Source organism: Pedobacter ginsengisoli, from assembly GCF_030244015.1.
Lineage (GTDB): Bacteria > Bacteroidota > Bacteroidia > Sphingobacteriales > Sphingobacteriaceae > Pedobacter > Pedobacter ginsengisoli.
The window spans coordinates 585,998-606,672 of record NZ_JASSYX010000002.1 but is presented as its reverse complement, the minus strand read 5'-3'; the positions used below and the strand labels follow the sequence as shown (position 1 = coordinate 606,672).

Sequence of the window (20,675 nt, the reverse complement as noted above, 5' to 3'; positions counted from 1 at the left end):
GGGTTACAATGTCCTGCCTGATTTTTTCAATTCACGTTTGATGCCCTCTATAATATCTTTGTACCTGATTTCGGGGTTGTTGTCCTTCAGCATTTGCATGGTAGCATACTGTATCACGTTTATGATCACGCCGCCCGACAGCTCATATTTCTTTGAAATTTCGGGTATGCTGGCTTTATATTCCAATGGAGTTTTAGCTGAGAATCCCTGCTGCCAGATTAAGGCCCGCTGGTCAGGTTGCGGAATTGGAAATTCGACCACCGACTGAAAACGCCTTAAAAAAGCCTGATCTATATTCTGTTTAAAATTGGTGGCTAGAATGACCAATCCGCTATAGTCTTCAATCCTTTGCAGTAAATAACTAGTTTCCTGATTGGCATAACGGTCCCTGGCATCGCTTACATTGGTACGCTTGCCAAACAGTGCATCTGCCTCATCAAAAAATAAGATCCATCCCTGGTTTTCTGCAACATCAAAAACTTTGGCAAGGTTCTTCCCGGTCTCACCGATGTATTTGCTGACGATCTTGCTGAGATCGATCCTGTACACAGGCAGGTTATGTTTCTTGCCCAGCACGGCTGCTGCCAGAGATTTACCGGTACCCGGCTGACCGTAAAACAAGGTTCTGAAGCCAGGTTTCAGCCTGTTTTTCAAGGCCAGTTCGTGCATCATGAAGTCAGCGTGTATCAGCCAGGAATTGATCAGATCGAGTTGCCCGCTGGTATGGCCGGAAACGATCAGGTCATCATAGTCTATATCGGTTTCAATGAGCTGGGCCGGAAACTCGGCCGAAAACCTGGGCCTGCTTCTTTCTCCTGTGGTAAATTCCTCAAACCAGGTTTTGCTGACGTTTAATGGAATACTTGACAAGGGTTCTCCGGGAGGGAGTGGCTCATATTCCAGAACATTCAGCGCAAACAAAGGACGTGTAGCGTCAAAAAGCTTCAGGAGGTCGAACCTCAAAGCGAGGTCATCGGCAGCAAGTAAAAAAAGAAAGGTTTCAGCGGTAGGTAGAAAACCACTGAAAACACTGCCCTTTCTTCCCCCAAATTCGGTAAATATCTGTCCGGTCCTCGAGTTCTGAACCAGGAAGATATCCAGACACTGCGGCTTGATCTGCGGAGCCATTGCCAGGAAAAGCAGGAACCGGTCGCAAAACTGCAGATCGTGCCTGATCACAAAATCACCATAGGCCGATTTGTTTGGTTCGAGCGTTGGGGGCTGCAGGTCAAATATGGAGGCGCCTTCGGCGACACTTCCCGCATTTATTGCACTCCTCAGCTGAAGCACACTTTCAAACCAGTCCAGCTCCGCGGCAAGTACATCAGCATTGGCACGCAGGTTCCTGCTTACCAGTTTACGTGTATCATATAGTTGTTCCATGGCAATTTTATATGGGCTATTGGCCAGGGTAACCGGTCAATCAAAACATCTATTCCTTTTCTTTCAATATTTAAATACCAGTTGTCGTCTTTCGATTTTAAAAGGCCATTCCGTTTAAAAAAATTCTCTTTCAAAGCAGAGGTCACTGTTGTCTTTAAGGCGGGCCAGTTTTGGATCACTGCCCGCTTGACTTCCTCTGCTTCAGCGAGTTCCTTTTTGCTAAACCTGATTTGGTTCAGGGCCAATGCTTCGTCAGCTTCAATACCACAAATGAGTTTATTCAGCAACAAGGGACTTTCGTCATCCGGCATTTCCTCATAAATTAAAAAATGAAGCCAGCATATCGCCTTTTCCGCAATCGTCCTGTCTTTGAGTTTATTTTCCAAAAGCCAGTCCAGCTTTAAAAAAGCGGCTTTTAAAAACGGCCAGACCAGTACCAGGCCTGCATTTTCAATGGCAAGGGACTGCCCGGCAACCGGAACCGGTCTTTTCAACGGTTGAACCGGCTTCGTATTTTCTTCTTTTTTGGGAGCCCCGGCAGGCCTTTTGACTTTGAACACCGTTTTCAGCTGATCAGCCAATTGGCTGAGGGAGCTTACCAAAGCTCTTTCGCTTTGATCATCTTCCATCTTGGTGATCAGGTCTGCTATGATCTGCAGGGATTTCTTTCCGGATTCCGGAACCGCGTGGACACATTTCAAGATCCATGAGGCAAAACTAACCGGCTCGTTTTCTTCCTGATGTTCTTCAATGGCGGACAGCCAGTATTGCAGCACCTTTTGATAATTCTGAAAATCAAGTTTACCGGCAAAGCGCATGACCAGTTCACTATCGTTACCCCGAAACAGGTTGTATTGAAAAAAAAACTGTTGTTTACTGATCAATGCCATTAAACGCTGCTGCGCTTTTGATGCGGGAGCAAACTTGTTTATCAGTCTGATAAAAACACCACAGTTCGATACATATAGATCCTTAAGCATTTTTGAAGGAAAAAATCCGGCCGAACCTGAGATCCACCATGGTCTTAATCCGTGCAGGCAATAATGCACTAATGCTTCATATCTGCTAATGTCATTTGTCTCATCAAAATGTCCCGGCTGCCTGTCGGCAGAGAAAGGGCCGTAGTAGGCATCAGATACCGGTTCGTCCTGTGTCAGTTGATATGGTTTGCTCTTGCTGATGTTCAGCTGATGTTCCCTCAACTGCTCATAAAGCTGGGCGATGATCTTTTCTTTGATGTCTGCAATAAAATGATCTGTACGGATACTGCCAAGATCAAGTTTGATCTGTTCGATCCGCAGCGTCCTGACAGGCGCCACTGCATCAAATACTTCATTAAAAAGATGAGGCAGCACATCCCGGCAAAAATCCCTGAGCTCGAGCTGCAGTTTTTGCGCATCCTGCTGGTTATCCACACTGATGACCATTTTTTGCGAGTGTATGATGTGCTTGCTGAGCATGGTTATCCGAAATTAAAATCAACCACTTCGTCTTTGTCCACAATACGTACATTGCCTGTTTGTGAATCCTGCTGTTCATTTATTGCTCTTACGACATAGTCTCCAGGTTTGAGCTGAAAACTATAAGTCCCATCCGTAAACACACCTTCCTGCACAACAGATCCTGCAGGATCCAGTACAGTGATCGTGTATCTTTTAGAATAACTTACCGTACCGCTCAGCTTGTAGGTCTGCGGAGTAAGGCTTTCGAAATTTATAAAAACCGTAATCGTCGCCCGTCCGGCTTCATCACCATTATCGTCTGTGATCAGATAATCAAATTCGTCTATATCCACAATCGCCGAACCTGCTTTTCTGTTTGCCTTGATTTTTTCATTGTTCAGCGTATAGTTCAGGATCTGCTTTTTCTGTCCGGGGATCGGTTCATAATCCTCTTCAGTAAACTCGACCTCGCCATAGACGGGCTCTGTCGCCAATGAAACCTTATAAAATCCCGGATGATATAAATTATTCAGTACCTGTATTTTTGAAACAACTACTCTGGTTGCGCTATAAGAAACTACCCTGGAAATTGGCACTGCCAATGGGGTCAGTTCTTTGTTCTTATAGTCCTTAGGATCACATTCACAGCAGCTGTCGTCTTCATAAACCGTAAAATCCGCAATGACAGTATCGCCCAATTCTTTTAAGGCCTGATCGGCTCCTATTTTTTCGTACAGCGCTGCAAAGTTCTTACTGAACTCTGTTTGCTCACCATCTCTGAATCCGAACGGTTTCCGTTTTATATCGACCTCAACCAGATCGCCTTCTACCTTTAAATGTTCCTTTTCTGCAGCGACCCGCCTTTTTTCACCTCCCTGTTCCCCGGCATGATAGATCAGCAGCAATGTATTGCCTCTTTCTACCCCTGCCAAATGTTCTGCGCCCCCATGTGCTTTCAGGTAATCCACAAAAGACTTGCTGGTTCTTAAGTCAAGGTTTCGCTGTTTCCTAATGTCTGTCAGCGTGCCTATCGTGATGTAAGGCCTGATCATCATCGTATTCAAAACCCGGTGCGCCAATGTCAGGATCAGCAGGTACGAAAGCATCTCCTTATCTCTCTCCCGGTTGATGATCCTGGCCAGGATTTTCATTAAACCTACATAATGGTTGAGCTCAGCAACATATTTATCTTTAAATGCATCCTCATCAAATTCAGTGAATTCCAGTGGCAGGGCTGCTATGAGTACCTCAATATTGTCATTAAAATCGGCGATCCAGTTGAGCAGCTCTTTATGGATTTCATTTTCAGGTGCGGCGGCCCGGGGATTGTCTTTAAAGATCCGGGAATGATCGGTACGGTTAAGGTTTTCTGTAAAAGCTCCTGCGGCAAAAACACCTTCACTTGCCTTCCGGAAGAAAGATACCTTATCTGTGCTAACTTCTATCGCCTCAGTGGTTCCGGCCATTTTTGCAGTACGGACATTTGTCTCAGGAGCAGTTTTTGTACTTCCGGCCGCATTTTTTACTGCATCGGCCACGTCTTTGTACCTTGCCGCCATGCTTTCGGCAATTTTACCGTATTTCAAAAGGTTATTGAGATAGTACAGCATGACATTCCGCCAGACGAGATATTGCGAATCCAGGTCGGGATAGCGGCACGTGGTTGTTATTTCATCGCCATCCCCTATGAACAGGGACTTTACTTTAAATGGCATATTAAATTTGCGCCTGATCCTTCTGTACCGGTTAACGGCATCTGCCTCATCAAGCCCCAAATGCCCTTCCATCCTGAAAAAATTATATTCATTGATGTTATAGAACAACGGTGTTTCCAGTTTACTGAAGCCATAGTCCTGGTCCTCTTCCGGCAGCTGGTAGTGATAGCTAAGCCCTTTTTCACCGCCGCAGCCATGGCAAGAGCAATCATTCCAGAACTTCTCAAAGTCCGGCAGGTAAGGATTGAAGTAGATCGGAAATGCTTTTTTCCCCAGTGGCTGCTGCTTTTCTTTACTCGGAGTGGCCAGTACCCCCTGTTCATCGGCTTCCTTCATAAATTCCGCATGATAGCCTTTCAGCATTGTCAGAATACGGCCAAATATGGTCACGACTTTCTTAGACCAGCTTTTATAGTCATTGAATAAAGGAGAATATTCAAATTCCTGGCGGTTGTCTGCAGGTGGACAAGCCATATCGCCCAGCATGAGGTGCATCGGAAAGGCGTCGTTGTCAGGCAGGCAAACGCTGTTCAGGTGCATGGCGGCACACCTCAGTTCTTCATACGATTTGATGATGTCTTCAAAGGCGTCGTAAACGTATTGAAAACCATATGCTGATCCGCTTATATACCCCGTCGCGAGCTCCAGTAACTTTTGATGCCATTCGGTGCCGATATCGGCCAGTACCACATTAAAGTTCTTTTGTAAAACCGGTAGTTCGTTATAGATGGTTTCCAGCTGCTTGATCAGTTGGTCCAGGACCGAGTCCACTGGATTTAAATAACTGAATACCAGGTCAAAATAATCTGAAGCCTGGCTTGCCGAGATCAGTGCCCTTGGGTATTCTATGGTTTCCAGATTATACAACGCCGGGTACATTGCCCCGCCCTTATTCTTATTTACGGTGTTAACTTTAATCAGGTCAGCAGCAGAGATCAGGAGCTTCCTTACTGTAAAGGTCTTCTCTATCCCCAGATCATCGCAGCTCTTGCCCAGGCAGCTTTTCAGGTCTTTTGTAGCCGCCTCCAGGAACAGTACCACGACATAGTTGCCCGCGGTGATCACAGCATCGATCAGCTTGGCGCCCAGCAATACTGCATTTTCCGCTTTCACCAATTCATAGAGCTTAACCCGGTTGCCTGTACTGTCGTTAAAATACGGATAGTCCATTCCATCCGGATATACATATTCTTTATAATGGGTAAGCTCACAATCACCCAGGGAAATTAAAAACCCCCATGAAGATACCCCCACGCCCTTGGTAATGTGGTACACATTGCCGGTCCTGCTGGCTTCGAGCCCACAGGCTATACCTCTCCCTATCAGTCGGATTCTGGTCAATCGGCTCTCCTGAAACAAAAAATCCTGCATGGTATTCAGCTGCCCGGCAGTAAGGACCTGATTTTCTTCAAATACCGTTGTTTTATTAATGAGTTCCATAAGTCAATTAGTTAAAAAATGCCAATGTTAGTTTGATTGAGGATAAGTGTATTTTTTTGCACATCGTCTTCGTCGCAGCTGTGCAGTTTACCGGAAGGATAGACGCTGCGCAGGTTCTGCGTGATCTCGATGAATTCTTTTAGTGCATTGATCCTTTCCGGATGATCAACAGGAAGCGTGTTGGATTGGATCAGCCAGTATTTATAGGCCTTTTCAAATAAATCCATATGCAGAGGGCTGACCCAGCAGACGTTTAAAGCCACATGCGCCGGAGTCTCTTCCCTTAGTGTTTTTTCGATGAAATTCCTGAAGTTCCTGTCCCTGAACCGGTTGGGCCAGTAGGGCAATATTGCGGTCATCACAAAGCTATAGGTGTCGGTTATTTTACATTGCTCGCAGTCCACATCGGTATGGATGTCAAGCAATTTATCGAGGGTTGTTTTTGGACGAAGCAGCAGGTGCTCAATTAAGTGCATTCCTTCACGCTCAATAAAGACCTTGTTGATAAAAGCCACCATATCAGAAACCGCGACTTTTTCCATCCCTGCCCTGATGATGATGGTTTTGGCAGACAAGCTCTTAATGCCAAAAGTCTTGGTATAGCTGATTTGTTCCGGAACAAACGGCTTATCCAGTAAGACATCGGAAACGATCAGCGTTTTGTTGCTTGAGAAACTGATGCTCAGAATATTGAAGTATTGAAAATCACCGGAGACCCGCTTTAATGACAACTCATCACCTGCCCTCAACTGGTCAGTCAGATCAGTACCGTTTATGGTGATTTCCCTCCGGTTTGAGGCAACACTGCCAGTAAATATCTCGTCAAAAACGACCTTGCCATCCGGATAACTATCCGGCAAAGTTTCGTTGACCTCAATCTTAATGTTGGGGCCCACTGCTACGGTATTGTTTACGGTGTACATACCATTATTGGAAATGGAATCTGTAATCATCACAGTGGCCGGCACAGCATCCTCTATCCTTTCCGCCAGTGCTTTATTGTAATTTTTGCCCAGGTGCTTGCCTATCGTATTTCCGTAGATGTCAAATATTTCAAAGTGATAATTTGGATCGGCAACGACTACATTTTCCGGATCGAAGCGGTAATAATCTTCATCAGAAGCAAACCTGATGAAGTTCCAGATCAGGCTTAACCTGGTATTCTTCTTAATTTCTGCCGAATTTACCCCTTTTTGCTCCGGCCCTTCCAGTTCACCTGTCATGATCACCTTTCGGGTAGAATCCTGCACGGGTTTGTCAAACAACTTGTAGCTGATCTTGTGCAAGTGGGGCGTAGTAGTGTTGTCGATGGTATGGGTAGAAACCGTAAAATAGTTTTCAATGGGCGGAGCCAGGTTTTTGCGGCTGGCCAGAATCTGTGTTTGCAGTTCATTCAGACAGAGTGCCTGGTGTTCGCCGATCATGGTTGTCGCAGCAACTTCTGTCAAATTGGTACTTTTACTCAGCGCGACCAAACTTTGCTGTAGGCCATCGCCGTAAATTGCGATCTGAAATTTATTGACCGAAGTACCCGGGACCAGTTTATAATTTTTGAGCAGCGCGCCCGCACTCACCAATTGTTCGACCCCTGCCTTTGCTTCATTTTTAGTTTTAAAAGGCAGTGGGTTCTTAAAATACAATTTGGTAATGATCTTGGTCTCAAAGCCCCATTTCCCCGCTGTTTCGCTAATGATAAACTCTTTGGAGAACAGGAGCTCATCTGCCTTTCTGGGATCAATGCCCAGCAGCATGGATGTTCTCTTCTCAAAGCCAGATACATTCTGATAGTACCAGTTCAAAGCATGTCTGTAATTAAAGGCTTTTCCCCGGTTGCTGCTGATTTCGGGATATGCATTTAAAAACGAGAGTTTATCTTTGATCAGTTCTGCTCCGGCTTTCTGCCCGTCAATGGTATAAGCGATGATGGCATAGTCACTAAATTGCTCGCAAAAGCGGGCCAGTAAATGATCTAGAAACCGATTTTTTCTTTTCTCAAAATCGGCTTTAGACTCGGTAATCCCCTGCAGGCTGACTCCATAATCGTTGTCAAACAACACCAGGTCAGCCCCGTTCGGCACAATCTCCGCTACAGCCGCATCGCCCAGAAGCGATTCGCTGAAATAGGTTTTGTTCAGGAGGGGCTGTCCGTAGATATCAAGCTCCTGGTTCAGGCTAAACAGGGATTTTAAACCGTTCACCTGCTGCAGGTAATTGTAGAGCAGCTGATCGAAGAAGGAAAGAAATCCTTTGAACTGTTTGGCACTGGTGATTCTTTCTGAACGTTCCGGCTCCGTCACCGGTAAATTGGGGATGCCCTGAGAACCCACTCCATAGACCAATGGAAAATCTTCCTGAACTGAGGTATAATCTGTCGTTTCCCGCCATTGCCCCTTTGGTACCGGCTGGTCTAAGATAGGGTTCAAAGGATAGCGTTTTTGTGCATTGATACTTAGCGTGTTAAAAATGAGGTCCATATCCTCGTCATCAAAAGAAAATGGCAGGTCACTTTTATAAAATGATAAATTGGAAAGTTTGGTAGACAATCTTGGAACGTAGAGCTGGTCAATGGCCAGGCTCATGCACCATTTCACGCTTTTCTGGGTGATGGTTCCGTCATTGTCTTCCGGAAAATTGGCGATCTGCAGGCCGCTGACAGATTTGACGGATTTCTGTCCGTCGATCTCCACGTCCATGATCAGACGGATCAGGTCGCTGGTTCTGATGTTGCATTTCTGTGCGGAGGCATCCAGTTCCTCGTCGTCAATAAAGCCATGCTCCAATGCCGGCCCGTCAAAGATCTCTTCTGTGGTCTTGCCTTTATCTTTCATCTGAGGCAGGCTGTAGAAGTAGACATCGGGTGAAAGAAATTTGGAAACCGCATAATAAATGTGTGCTGCAACGGTAGCAGGGTCAGCAAAAGGGTCAATTTCAATATCCCCGCAGATGGCAATTTCCTCCACACGGAGCGCTTTAATATTTAAGTAGTCCTCACAGAGGGGGCGGTTGTTGTACAGGCGGTCTTCAGCTTTTTTTATGATGGCTTTTACAATGGCCATCTTGCGTTTGTATTGTGCCAAAAGACTGTCAGCCGCGGTAAACAGGAATGCGTTTAACTCCGCATCGATGACATTCAGATCCGGAATGGCAACGGGAACACCACCGATCTTTTTAATGCCGGCAAGCGTGATCTTATTGTCAGTTGTATCGGTATCCTCCAGCGTGTATCCGGCCGGCAATTCGTCAAATTCTACTTCCAGGGCTTCAATATGGTCGATGATGCTGCCGTCGTCCTCAAAATCTACAGCAGGGTCATCCCAGCGGGGGAAATGAATGTTGATCTTGATTTCTACCCCGTCCAGATGAGGGTCAGAGAAGTTATTGATCAGGTATATACCATCTAAAGCATTGGAATTCAGATCTCCGTGAACAACGGAACTGTCAAACTCCAATAAGAAATTATACAGGCCCCTCACAAAGAAACCTGTTGGATCTGTAACGGTAGGCGTATAGGAAAGCTTGTCAGCAACATAGTCCGCAAACAGTTTTTTCTCGGCATCAGTCGCCAGGAGGAGCCATGCGTTTTTGATCCCCAGCAGTTCATGGGTATCGTCTGTTTCTACCGCAACATCCATCAGGAGCTTTCTGAAATCCTTGAGCGTGACGGGGGCGTTATGCAGAATTTCCCTGGGCGTGTAAAAATTTTTAAAATCAACATCCTTTTCATCTGCGTCATGGGGGTTGTTGGCCAGCAGGTCCTGTATGTCAAATGTAAGGCGATAACCAAGGTCGGTTATTGCATAGCACAATGCCTCGAGTGTAGTAACTCCCGGATCGTGCAGGTTATAATCGGTCCATACCTCTTTGCTGAGGTCCTGAATCCTGGCCAGACCTAGTTCCCGCAGTCTATCAAACTGCAGGCTCAGTTGTTCCGGCGTTTCTTTCGATATGGTTTTTAGTTCGCTCATGAGTTACAACCGCATTCGTTTACAGGAGATGTATTTTCATTTGTTTTCACCACGTTGTCATCGCAGTCACCGCAGTCACAATCAGGGTTGCCTCCTGATGGAATATCGCTTATATTGAGGATGTTGTGACTGGTGTACGAGGTCAGGATACTTGCTGCTGTGGCGGTTTCAGCACTGTCCAGGTCTTTGGCCGATATGTCTTCCAGCCCCGCCGGCCGGAACAAGTACATTTTGAAGCAGGTCACATAATCCACATATTTCAGTTTTTCGAGCTGGTAGATCAGCGTTGATTTTTCTATTTTACCGCCAAATTCCAGCTGTATGCTGCTGTTGCTGATCCATGGTGCCAAAAGGGATTTGATCTTTTGCTGAAGCTGTTCCATATAGATGTTCTCTTCATATCCGTCCCTCAGTTTGACATGAAAATCAAGCTTGATCTCTTCAAAAATCGGGTTTTGAACATTTACCGCGGCAAATGCAGAGTTTGTTTTGGTGATGTATGACCTGATCTCCTCCAGCGTATTTTTCGACACCTTGGGTTTCAGCGGATTTGGCGCATTGGAGATGCTGATGTCAGGAACGGCAATGATCGCTACCGAGCCCGGGGATAAGGAGTTATAGGTGCTCACCGTCCCGTTATAATAGGTATGATTGATGCATTTAACGGTGTATACTCCAGGAAATTTAGCCAGGATCAGCCGTTCATAATCCCACAGGGTAATGGCCCTGTTTTTATGCCTTAACCGTTCACTTACCCGCAGGTAATATTCATTCCCCTGCTCTGCTGGTTTGCCGTTTACGGATGCATAAGGCTGCACGACCTTTTTGATGGAAGCGTCCGGTTCTTTAAGTTTGGAAATGGTACCGGCCGGTATCGATATCTGTTCCGGCACCACATCCTCATAGCAGAAAAACGCGGCTTCGGAAGCTTGTGCATCAATTGAGATGATGTCGCAAACTGCCATGGCGTGGTTTTCTACAGCTGCACGCAGCCAGATGAGATCTGATGGCAGGCATGTATTGTTATGAGTTGCCGTTTTAGGGATCTGAAGGGTCACAATCCCGCTGGTCAGCAGGCCATTGGTCTGTTCCCTTAATATTTCCGGTTTTTTAAATTCTTTCCAGACATTTTTTTCCAGGTAAGCCCATTTCACTATGGCTTTCTCTATATCAGGATCTGAGCTGCCTTCACTGACCATAAAGAGGAGACTGATGTTCTGTGCAACCACAGCATTGCTCAACCCAATGTATAATTCGCCTTCATAAGCCCTTAAAGGAAGCAGGGTAACCAGTTCGTGGGTATAGGGATGGACTTCAGCAGGACCAAAAGGCTCCAGATTAAAGAATATATGTACCCGGTTGTCGTACTGGCTTTTATTTGCGTTTGCCGCACTGAAATCCAAAGTTGCTGTACAGGTATAGTCCAGGCTTAGATTTTGGATCAAAGGAGTATACGGCGCGTTTGGCAGATCAATTTTTGTCGGGTCATCGATCCCGTTTAGAATGGCCCGGCTGTAAGCCAGCTGATAATCTGCATGTCCAAATCTGCCGTCGGTAAATTTAAGCTTCAAAAAACCACGTTCTGTATCCAGGGTATAGCCTTCTCCGGCATTGGTCTCATAATCTTCTTCCATAGAAGCAGGAACAACCAATGCTTCACTAAAGACAGCCTTCGGAGCATGGGTGTCATCCGTGCCAAAAAGGTTTACCTTTGATGGGGCCTGTGGTGGCAAAGGAATCCAGTTGCGGTGGTACAAATAAGATACCTCTGCTTTAAAGCTGGAGTTATAGACATAACTATTGGCAAGGAGCATATATACCGGCGAATCAACAAATCCCATGTACATGATTGTACCTGCTTCTAATGCAAAAGATTCTTTCTTGGATTCGTTTGATTTTTTCTCTTTAAGCCCCAGCTTTTCTTCTTTATAAGTATTCAGGTCTAAAATGACCGTATAGAAATCGCCGGCTGTTACATATGCCTTGTAGTAAATATCAAATGAAATCCCCGGCAGGTTCAGAAACTCGAAATTCAGCTTCAGCGAACTCAGGTCATGCTGTAATACTTCAGAACTGCCAATGTAAAAGTTTGCGCCGATAGTTGGTGTGGAACCAAAGATCTCCATGGGTTTTGAAGGATCAAGTTTACCCAAACTGTTCTGCACCAGCAAGTTTTTAACCCCGGTGACACTGGTGTCAATTTTAACCGAACTGAGCCCGGAATGGGTCAGCGTGCTGTAAACATTAGTGGCTGCACCAGCTGACACAGTTATTTTCAAAACCGGATATTCCGTTTCAAACGGTTCAATATGCAGCTTGCGCTGATAGTCTACAATTTTAGGTGTCGTTTCGGTGGCTTTAAGCGTCATCACCATCCGGTTTGCCGCAGGAAAGACCACGGATTCTACACTGATTTCGCTCCAGCCTTTTTCGGCACTTACATATGCCTTAAACTTTTCTTTGGCAATGATTGGAAAAGGGCCAAAATCAGCAATGGAATTTATGGTCAAAGTGATGATCCTGATGCCTTCCGCCATTCGAAATAAGGGAGAACTAATGGCAAAACCGGAAACAGCCTCAGCTCTTTCGTCATTCCCGAAAGTATCCCAGCTGCCATCTGCATTTATCAGATCTCCTCCTGTACCATCGCCTGAATTGGCCACCGGTGAAAGGTAAACCCTGCTTTTTTCGTCCTGATCAACCAGGATCGATCTGATCTGGCTCACCTGTGCGTGGCTAAAACTAAATTCAGATAACAGTTTATAGAACTGCTCTTTTTTATCTTTGTTTTTGCCTGCTTTAAACTGGGTGCTGTCGTCCAGAATATATTGCGTGATGTGTTTCGCCAATTGTATAGTCAGGTACACTTTATCGGGCACGGCAGGTTTCTTTTTAAAACCGAGCACGGTTTCAAAAAAGTAATCCAGATGCTTAGCCGTAAACCCGTTCAAGTCTTTTTGTGCGATGGAATATAAGTCTAAGAATGCGTCGAAAAGTCCCTGATGGGGTTCCGTTGAACCATCCGCTTTAAGTTCTTCAATTTTAAAAACGGTATTCCATTTACCGCTTTTTTCGACGCCATCAAAATAGTAGTAATTGATAAATGCACTCAGTTTCTCACAGAAATCATAAAGCGCCGCCTTGTCCCTTTCATCAATGGCAACAAAAGATGCATCCAAAGCTTTGGGCAAGCGGTTCAAACGGTTTGTGCCGTTTCTTGGAGAATTATTTTTATTGCAGGAGGCGCCCATAATTAAAGATTTGTTGCTTCGTTGAGGTAATAAGGGTATACAATATTGTTGCGGGTATTGGTACTGCGAACGGTATATTCAACAACCATGTTGATGATTCCGTATTCGTCATTTTTGACGACATCCAGCCGTTCCAGTTTTATTCTCGGCTCATAATAAATGATGGCCCTCCGGATCCGTTCGGTAATTCTGGTCACGAGTGTGACGTTTATAGGCTCAAAGATCATGTCATTGATGTTGCAGCCATAATCCGGCTGCATCACCCGTTCACCAACTGCAGTTCCAAACAGGATCTCCAGGCTCTGGTTGATGTCCTTTACATCGGAGACCATGTCGGTTGCAAAACTGTCTGAACCGGCATACCTGGTGATCTTTGGAGGAAATGACCAACCCGTACCTAAAAAGCTGCTTTCTGTTTCCATATCCTATCCTATTGTTACTGTTGGACAACCTACCACTGCACTCGCGCCACAAATACAGGCATCACCCGTTCTTATGGCTGCCTTTCCCCCAATCATGACTGTCACGCTTCCCATCGGGAAAGCACTTACGGTAGGCTGATGCGCATTGGGCGGCATTGAGCAAACATGATTGTCTCCCATTACACAGGCAGGCATACCGCCGATTAAAACTGTTGGTACCCCGGGGCCAATGATCATTCCCCCGTGATTTGTAGAATCTGTTACTCTGGCTGCATTTGGCATATCATTTAATTTATATTGACCATACTTCCTTTAATTTTTGTGATCGCAGACGAGCTGATTTCTGCTCCTCCGCTGCCACTCTGTTTAAGCTGCGCATTGGCAGTAGTGGTGATGTTGGCACCCTCAATCTTGATGTCGCCAGCCGCTTTTATAGTGATGTCCGCGGCACTTTCTATATTGATCGAGGAGGATGTCATTTCTATCTTATTGTTGTTTTCATCCTGGATGGTGATGCTGCCCTGATCTTCATCCAGCGTGATCAGGTTGCCTTTGGCAGTGCTGATCTTAATGATCTTTTTGTCATCGTCAAATAAAACAGACAGCTCGCTTTTGGTTAAAAGCCCCTTTTGTTTATTGTCTTCATCCGCGGTCAAATGCGGCGGGTTGGCGCTGCTGTACAGGCGGCCCAGGATCAAAGCATCGCGCGGATCGTCGTTAATGAACCCGACAATGACTTCATCGCCTGGTTCGGGGTTCCATACCCAGCCGCGTCCGTTGCCCGCATCCATATTTGACAGGCGGGCCCATATTCCTTCTCCGTCATTGTCTACTGTCGGTATTTTCACTTTTATCCGGCTCTCTCCGTCCGGGTCTTCATGGATATTGGTGACCAGTCCGACTTGCAATCCGTTAACCGCGGGGACCATTCCTGTAGCAGGCTTTTCAGCCACATCGTCAAACTTATAATTGTGCAGGGTCTTGTCCAGACCAAACTGAACATGGGAATACCAGGCAGCTTCGTTAGAATAAGAATGGATCACGCCTGTTACCAGGCATTTCCCGCTAAATCTTTCGCCTATACCCAGAAGTTCAACGACAATGCCCGGTTTCAGCTTGTTGTCCCCCATCACCCTAAAGTTCCCTACAATCCGGTTCAGGCGGCTTCTGAACAATTCCGTACTGGCCCATTTCGCACTTTCTGTACTGGAAATCTTACCCGAATGGTAATAGGAATTATCTGCCCAGCCCAGTACTTCAGCGAGGTCATCCCCGTTCAGGTTACCCTGCTCCGGCAGTGCGGTGGTTTCAGATTCACTTTCCTGTACTTCCTGGTTGCTATAGTCCCAGCATTTCGTGAGTGCCTTCGGAAATTGTGTCCGGGCATCCATCTGGGCTTCAAATTCATAGATCTCACTGCCATAAGTATAAGTAGCTGTACTTTCCTGTGCCGCATCGGGAGGAGCTATGATCAGCTTTCCACCTTCCGTAATCACCAGCGCGCCGTTTAACTCTGCCCTGACCAGAATGAAATCCCAGTTATTGCAATTGAACTGGACAAGTTGCTTGTGCACCATGTCCAGTCCGGTGATGTCCGCGGCAATCCCGGCATCATCAGCGATAAGGGTAATGGCGTCGGCATCAGAGATGTCTTCATCGAATACCTTATTTTTACGACCGGCAGTCAGTTTGACGACCTGATCACGGCATTCTATTTCCATAAAACTGCCGTCCTGATCCGCTCTGATGGTCTGACTAACGATCAGCCCGGAAAAGATGGTTTCATTTTCCCCGCCGTTTCCGGCAGCGATCAGTATCTCCGCACCGGGAATAAAATCTGTCCCGTTGCTCAGTTCAAAGTCCTGTGCAGAAGCACTTCCGTCTTTCACCACCAGTCTTGCCTTCGGAATAGCATTGACTACATTAGTCACGACGATTTCCAGCAAGCCCACCGAATCCGGTAAAACCTGTCCGTTAATCGTAATGCTAAAGCTCTGTGCTCCTTTATTCTCTGGCATGGCAATTATTTTTCAATTGGTGGAAATAAGATCTGTTGTCCTTGTTTTAATTTTCTGAAATTGTTCAGGCGGTTTGCCCTTGCGACTTCCAGATAATAGCGGTCATTTTTGTAAATATTGAAGGTCATCAAAGGCAGCGGAGTCGTACCCTCAACAGTGCGCTGATGGGTCAGGTCGGGTGAATTGTTCTGCTGCTCATTCGACTGCTCCACGAGTGAAGTATAGCTGCTGAATGTACAGTCCGTTTTTGCCCGCAGGGGCTTCCCGGTGTTGTCAAACAAGGTATAAGTCACTTTCACCGCTGTCAGTATCCCCTGAAAAGTAAATTCACCCCAGTGTATCTTTAAAAAATAAGGCTGATGGGTATCATCTTTTACTTTGAAGCAGGTGTCGATGAATTTTTCAATCACCTTGTGTACCGTTTTGTCTTTTTGAATGTCGGCCTGAAAAGTCGAGTTTCCCGAATAGGAAGCAGATGTCGCATCCCAGAGCAGGTCAAGTTTTAATTCTTTACCCCCTGATGTTTTAAATTGCCTTACACTGTCCGTTGCGTTGACCGGGGTCTCGCTGTCCAGCTCATTCTTGTACTCAATAAAATAAGTATTCGGATTGTAGAGCACATTAAAGGTCTCCGCAGGCGAGCCCGAATAGTCCCTTCCCGTATAAACCTCAATCACGAGTTTTTCCAGGTTGCCCAATTCTCCTAACAGCTGACTGATCGACATTATCTTTCGTTCTTGGTTTTTATTTGTTTCTTAAGCTCTTCCAGCGCCTTTTTCAGCTTCTTATCGGTTGCCGTTTGTCCGGTTGCGCTTACCACGGCAGATCCCGCTACATTATTGGTGACGGTAGTCGTAATGATGATCTCGTTAATTTCTACTGGCATGGTTAAATTCCTCCTGATAAATCCGTTACGTCTATTCTTCTGAAATATTGATGCGCAAACTCGATGCTTTCTATCACCAATCCGTTTTGCTGCGCATTGAACCCTTCAATAGTCCATTTTATCGGATATGCATTCACAAAATTCCAGGCCTGCAGAGGAATGTGCTCTTCATTCAGCAGGATCAGGGTGATGTCCCTTGGCTTGAAGCTGAAGGTTTCCACACTTTCCCTGAACCACTTCATTGCAGAAGAGCCCAGTAAAAGGCCGCGCTTTAAGGTCAGGTTGCTATAGGTCACCGCAGTCGGCAGTTTGTGTGCAAAACGGTTCTCGCCGCCTTCTTTGTACTCCTCGGTAGTAATCGCAGCTTCCAGTCCGGTAGCGTCGGTAAAACCAATATCCGGCATGCCCGGAAACTCCAGGAGCAGGCCCTCTATACGGAGCAGAAAGTGGAAGCCAACCGGGGGAGATAAAAACGGGAGCATACGTCAAAAACTAGGTGAATTCTATGCTTAAACCTTCATGCGCCAGTTCCACAGTTTCTATAGCAACCTCGTTGCCTGTAGAGTTCAAAGTTGGTCCGTCCACTTTTGATGGCCAGGCATTCCTAACCTTCCAGACGACTACAGGCTCATGGCTCTCGTTGAGTAAACTAATGGTGAGATCCCGTCGCTCGATCTTGTTGAGGCTCACAGTATTGAACCATTGGAAAAGTTCATTATCGCCTTTGGTAATGCCCCGTTTCATGGATATTGCTGCAAATTGCTGCATGCCGGGCATTTTTGTAACATGGTACTCCGGTGAATTGCCTTCACGATAATCGATAGCCTGGGTTTCGACCGTAAGTCCGGAAACCTCTGTAAAACCAATTCTTGAACCGCCCCATTCCACCTGAAAGTGAAACACCGGCAATGGATAAGTATTTGCCATAATATTTAAATTTTATGATTTATTATTCTTGTAATTTGTGAGAAAATTTAAGGATGATGAATTCTGCAGGTCTGACCGCAGCCATACCAATTTCCACATTCATTCTCCCTTCCAGGATATCCAGAGAGGTCATGGTGATGCCCAGGCCTATTTTTACAAAAAAAGCGTCATCCGGTTTAGCACCCTGCAAGGCCCCCTGGCGCCACAGGGTATTCAGGAAATTTTCGCACATGGTCTTCACCCGCAGCCAGGTATTGGCATCATTGGGTTCAAAGACCACAAATTCAGTTGCTTTCTTCACACTTTCTTCTACGAAATTGTAAAAACGTCTGACGGGAATATATCGCCACTCATTGTCATTTCCGGCAAGTGTACGCGCTCCCCAGACCAGAGTTCCCTTACCGGTAAAGAACCGGATGACATTGATGGACTTTCCTGTGGTCGCGTCGATATTCAAACCTTCCTGCTGTTCCGAGGTCACTTTTAAAGCCGGTCCGCTGATCATTTTTACGCTTTCATTGGCAGGTGCTTTCCACACGCCCCTGTTGTTATCTACCCTGGCCATGATCCCTGCAACAGAACTTGATGGAGGCAGATCGATCACATTTTTGTCGATCTCCAGTTTTACAGCACGGTAAGTACTCAGGTCTATTGCCTTTATTGCCGACAAGGTCAACCCGTTATAGGCGCTGTTCACTCCGTCAAGTGTATGAGCCACAGTGACCACACCTTCGTCATAACCATAGTTCAGCACAGATTGCAGCCATGGATAATACACACAGCCATATTTCAGGTAATCCATGCTAAAGCTGTCCCTGATCTTAGCTGCGTCATCAAAAGGATTGTCTGTCAGCACCCAGGGATCAAAGATCCCGATCCGGTCCTGCAACCTGTTACATTGGGCTAAAACCGCATCATAAAGGGTCTGGTAGCCAGATGAGGTAGCAGTCGCACTGGTGTGCTTGTCTGTAAAGATCAGCATCGTTGGCTCATCCACTTTTGCGATCGCGGCCAGACTCGCTGTGCCCAGGGCATTGGTAAAATTTGAGCCATAAGGTCCGCTTGACACAACATAACAAGGGCCGCCACCATTTGCATAGAACATCTGGATGGCGTAATACATATAAGCCCCCGAAACAGCAGTTTTCCTGGCCTCGCAGGTAATCGTACGGCGGATCTTTCCAGACTCTGTTACATCAGTAATGGTTGGTGTCCCTGAAGCTGAAAAAACTGCAGTTTCAGGATTCGCTCCGCCGAAGTATTTGCTATAGTCTAAAAAGGAAGTGATCCTGATCGGGACATTTGGAGCATCAAGCCCGTTTTCATCTTTGGCAAATTCTGTTCTGCCCATAAATGCGGGTATAGCCGTTTCAACAGCGGCTACGGAAGCCGGTAACTTGCTTATTTCTTCAATATAAACACCGGGTGTTTTGTAATTCGTTGCCATAATTTAAGATTTTGCTAATAAGTGAGAGAACTTTAAGATGATGAACTCAGCCGGCCTTACTGCAGCCATACCAATTTCTATGTTTAATCTGCCTTCCAGAATGTCCTGTGCAGTCATTGTGATCCCTAATCCAACATTCACAAAGAAAGCATCTTCAGGTTTTGCACCAGCCAGGGCACCCTGCCGCCACAATTGGGTTAAAAAACTCTGACACATGGTTTTGGCCCGGTACCAGGTATTGACATCATTTGGTTCAAAAACCACAAATTCAGTGGCTTTCTTTACGCTTTCCTCCACCATAATGAAAAGCCGGCGCACCGGAACGTACCTCCATTCGTTGTCATTGCCTGCTAATGTCCTTGCTCCCCATACCAATGTCCCTTTTCCGGCAAATTTCCTGATTGCATTGATACTTTTTCCGGACGTAGCATCAATATTCAGGTAATCCTGGTCTTCATCACTGATGTTGACCAGCGGTTTGTCGACAGTCCTAATGCTTACATTTGCCGGTGCTTTCCAGACTCCTCTTTCGCTATCTACCCTGGCCATCACTCCTGCCATCATACCTGACGGGTACAATGGAACCGTAAAGCCGTCCAGCGCAGCAAGAATGGAATTGTACAGGCCAAAATCCACACTGCTAAAACCACCGGTTAGTGTCTTGCCACTCACGGTGATCCTGGGTACACCTCCTTTCGGATCATAGACTACCGTGATCTTATTGCCGTCGCTGCCGGCTACTTTAGCTATAAGCGTGACTACATCGGCAATACTCGATGCCACAACCAGCTCTTTAATGTCAGTATGCGTATTAATTGCGATTACCAGCGCAGCGGCAGCAGCCGTTGGATTTGCCCCGATCGCAATGCCTCCAGCTCCGAAAAACAGCCCCATTCCATTAATGGAGATCGCATGATTCTCAATTTGAATGCCGGTAATCGTTATCTTTGCACTTGCCTTAACAGCCGCCACAGGCGCAGCGGTATCGATGACCTTTGTGATTGCTTTAGCAGTTCCTGTTTTTTTGTAGATTCCGGCGTTGATCCCGCCCCTGTTATCTGCCTGTATTTTTATGTCATCATTTCCCAAACGGTTGTAGGTAGCCCCGCTTTGTATCTGCGGATAATAAGCGGCACCATATTTCAAATTGTCCGAGCTCACCAGGTTATTCCTGAAATTATCGGCCACTGTCGTGATGACTGCAGTACCGCCCTGCGGGACGTCTATAAGTGTAAACCTGTCCTGCAATTTGGCACATTGGGCAAGCATGGCGTCATTGAGTTCTTTAATATCTGCAGCCACAAGGCCAATGCTCTCAGGGAGTACCAGCAATGTGATCTCATCCTCCTTCTCGCATGCCTGGACACCTGACTTCAGCTTTGCCTTGGTCACCGCAGGGGCTCCCAGGTCAAATTTGTCTACGGATACAATATAGCATGGTCCGCCGCCATTTTCAAAAAACATCTTCACATGGTAGTATAAAATGTAAGGTGAAGGCGTCGGTGCGGAAACCGCAATAGCCGGAAAGTTCTCGCCGGGTTTGGGCTCATTGATCACTACGTCCAGCGTTTCTTTGAAAGCATAGCCAAACATCTTTTCATAATCCAGGAGCGAGGTGATCCGCTGAGGAAGGTTTGCGCCAAATTCAATTCCATTTTTTTCCCGCTTCTCGGTATAACCGATAAATGCAGGAATAGCAGTTTCTACCTGTGCAATTGAGGGTGGAATTGTTGAGATCTCCTCAACATAAACTCCGGGGTGTTTATAGGTCAACGCCAT

General features: G+C 46.2%; 14 protein-coding genes. All 14 read right to left on the bottom strand.

What is annotated here, in order from left to right; translation table 11 throughout:
* Window positions 1-3: 3 nt before the first annotated feature.
* From QEP08_RS09705 to QEP08_RS09640, 14 genes are read right to left on the bottom strand one after another with little or no spacing between them, the layout of a single operon-like run.
* On the bottom strand, window positions 4-1,383 hold the full coding sequence (locus QEP08_RS09705; RefSeq protein WP_285057525.1) for an ATP-binding protein: 1,380 nt from the start codon (window positions 1,381-1,383) through the stop codon (window positions 4-6).
* The gene (locus QEP08_RS09700) at window positions 1,350-2,843 is read right to left on the bottom strand and encodes a contractile injection system tape measure protein (RefSeq protein WP_285057524.1); all 1,494 of its coding nucleotides are present in this window, start codon (window positions 2,841-2,843) and stop codon (window positions 1,350-1,352) included. Before QEP08_RS09700 ends, QEP08_RS09705 begins: the two co-directional genes overlap by 34 nt.
* Before the next feature lie 2 nt (window positions 2,844-2,845).
* Entirely contained in the window at window positions 2,846-5,980 is a 3,135-nt protein-coding gene (locus QEP08_RS09695; RefSeq protein ID WP_285057523.1) for a hypothetical protein, read from the bottom strand.
* An 11-nt stretch (window positions 5,981-5,991) separates the two neighbouring features.
* Window positions 5,992-9,945 carry a hypothetical protein gene (locus QEP08_RS09690; RefSeq protein WP_285057522.1) on the bottom strand — a complete coding sequence of 1,318 codons (3,954 nt, stop codon included), beginning with the start codon at window positions 9,943-9,945 and terminating at the stop codon, window positions 5,992-5,994.
* On the bottom strand, window positions 9,942-13,196 hold the full coding sequence (locus QEP08_RS09685; protein WP_285057521.1) for a baseplate J/gp47 family protein: 3,255 nt from the start codon (window positions 13,194-13,196) through the stop codon (window positions 9,942-9,944). The genes QEP08_RS09690 and QEP08_RS09685 overlap by 4 nt, the downstream gene beginning before the upstream one ends.
* A 2-nt stretch (window positions 13,197-13,198) precedes the next feature.
* Entirely contained in the window at window positions 13,199-13,618 is a 420-nt protein-coding gene (locus QEP08_RS09680; RefSeq protein WP_285057520.1) for a GPW/gp25 family protein, read from the bottom strand.
* Window positions 13,619-13,621: 3 nt separating this feature from the next.
* On the bottom strand, window positions 13,622-13,900 hold the full coding sequence (locus QEP08_RS09675; RefSeq protein ID WP_285057519.1) for a PAAR domain-containing protein: 279 nt from the start codon (window positions 13,898-13,900) through the stop codon (window positions 13,622-13,624).
* 5 nt (window positions 13,901-13,905) lie between these two features.
* The gene (gene vgrG / locus QEP08_RS09670) at window positions 13,906-15,636 is read right to left on the bottom strand and encodes a type VI secretion system tip protein VgrG (protein ID WP_285057518.1); all 1,731 of its coding nucleotides are present in this window, start codon (window positions 15,634-15,636) and stop codon (window positions 13,906-13,908) included.
* Between the two features lie 5 nt (window positions 15,637-15,641).
* Window positions 15,642-16,361: a CIS tube protein gene (locus QEP08_RS09665; RefSeq protein WP_285057517.1), complete on the bottom strand. Its 720-nt coding sequence runs from the start codon at window positions 16,359-16,361 to the stop codon at window positions 15,642-15,644.
* Window positions 16,361-16,522 carry a DUF5908 family protein gene (locus QEP08_RS09660; protein WP_285057516.1) on the bottom strand — a complete coding sequence of 54 codons (162 nt, stop codon included), beginning with the start codon at window positions 16,520-16,522 and terminating at the stop codon, window positions 16,361-16,363. Before QEP08_RS09660 ends, QEP08_RS09665 begins: the two co-directional genes overlap by 1 nt.
* A gap of 2 nt (window positions 16,523-16,524) precedes the next feature.
* Entirely contained in the window at window positions 16,525-17,004 is a 480-nt protein-coding gene (locus tag QEP08_RS09655; protein WP_285057515.1) for a phage tail protein, read from the bottom strand.
* Window positions 17,005-17,014: 10 nt separating this feature from the next.
* A complete protein-coding gene (locus QEP08_RS09650; RefSeq protein ID WP_285057514.1) occupies window positions 17,015-17,449 on the bottom strand; it encodes a phage tail protein in 435 nt (144 codons plus the stop codon).
* A gap of 22 nt (window positions 17,450-17,471) precedes the next feature.
* Window positions 17,472-18,896: a phage tail sheath family protein gene (locus tag QEP08_RS09645; RefSeq protein ID WP_285057513.1), complete on the bottom strand. Its 1,425-nt coding sequence runs from the start codon at window positions 18,894-18,896 to the stop codon at window positions 17,472-17,474.
* Between the two features lie 3 nt (window positions 18,897-18,899).
* The gene (locus QEP08_RS09640; protein ID WP_285057512.1) at window positions 18,900-20,675 is read right to left on the bottom strand and encodes a phage tail sheath family protein; all 1,776 of its coding nucleotides are present in this window, start codon (window positions 20,673-20,675) and stop codon (window positions 18,900-18,902) included.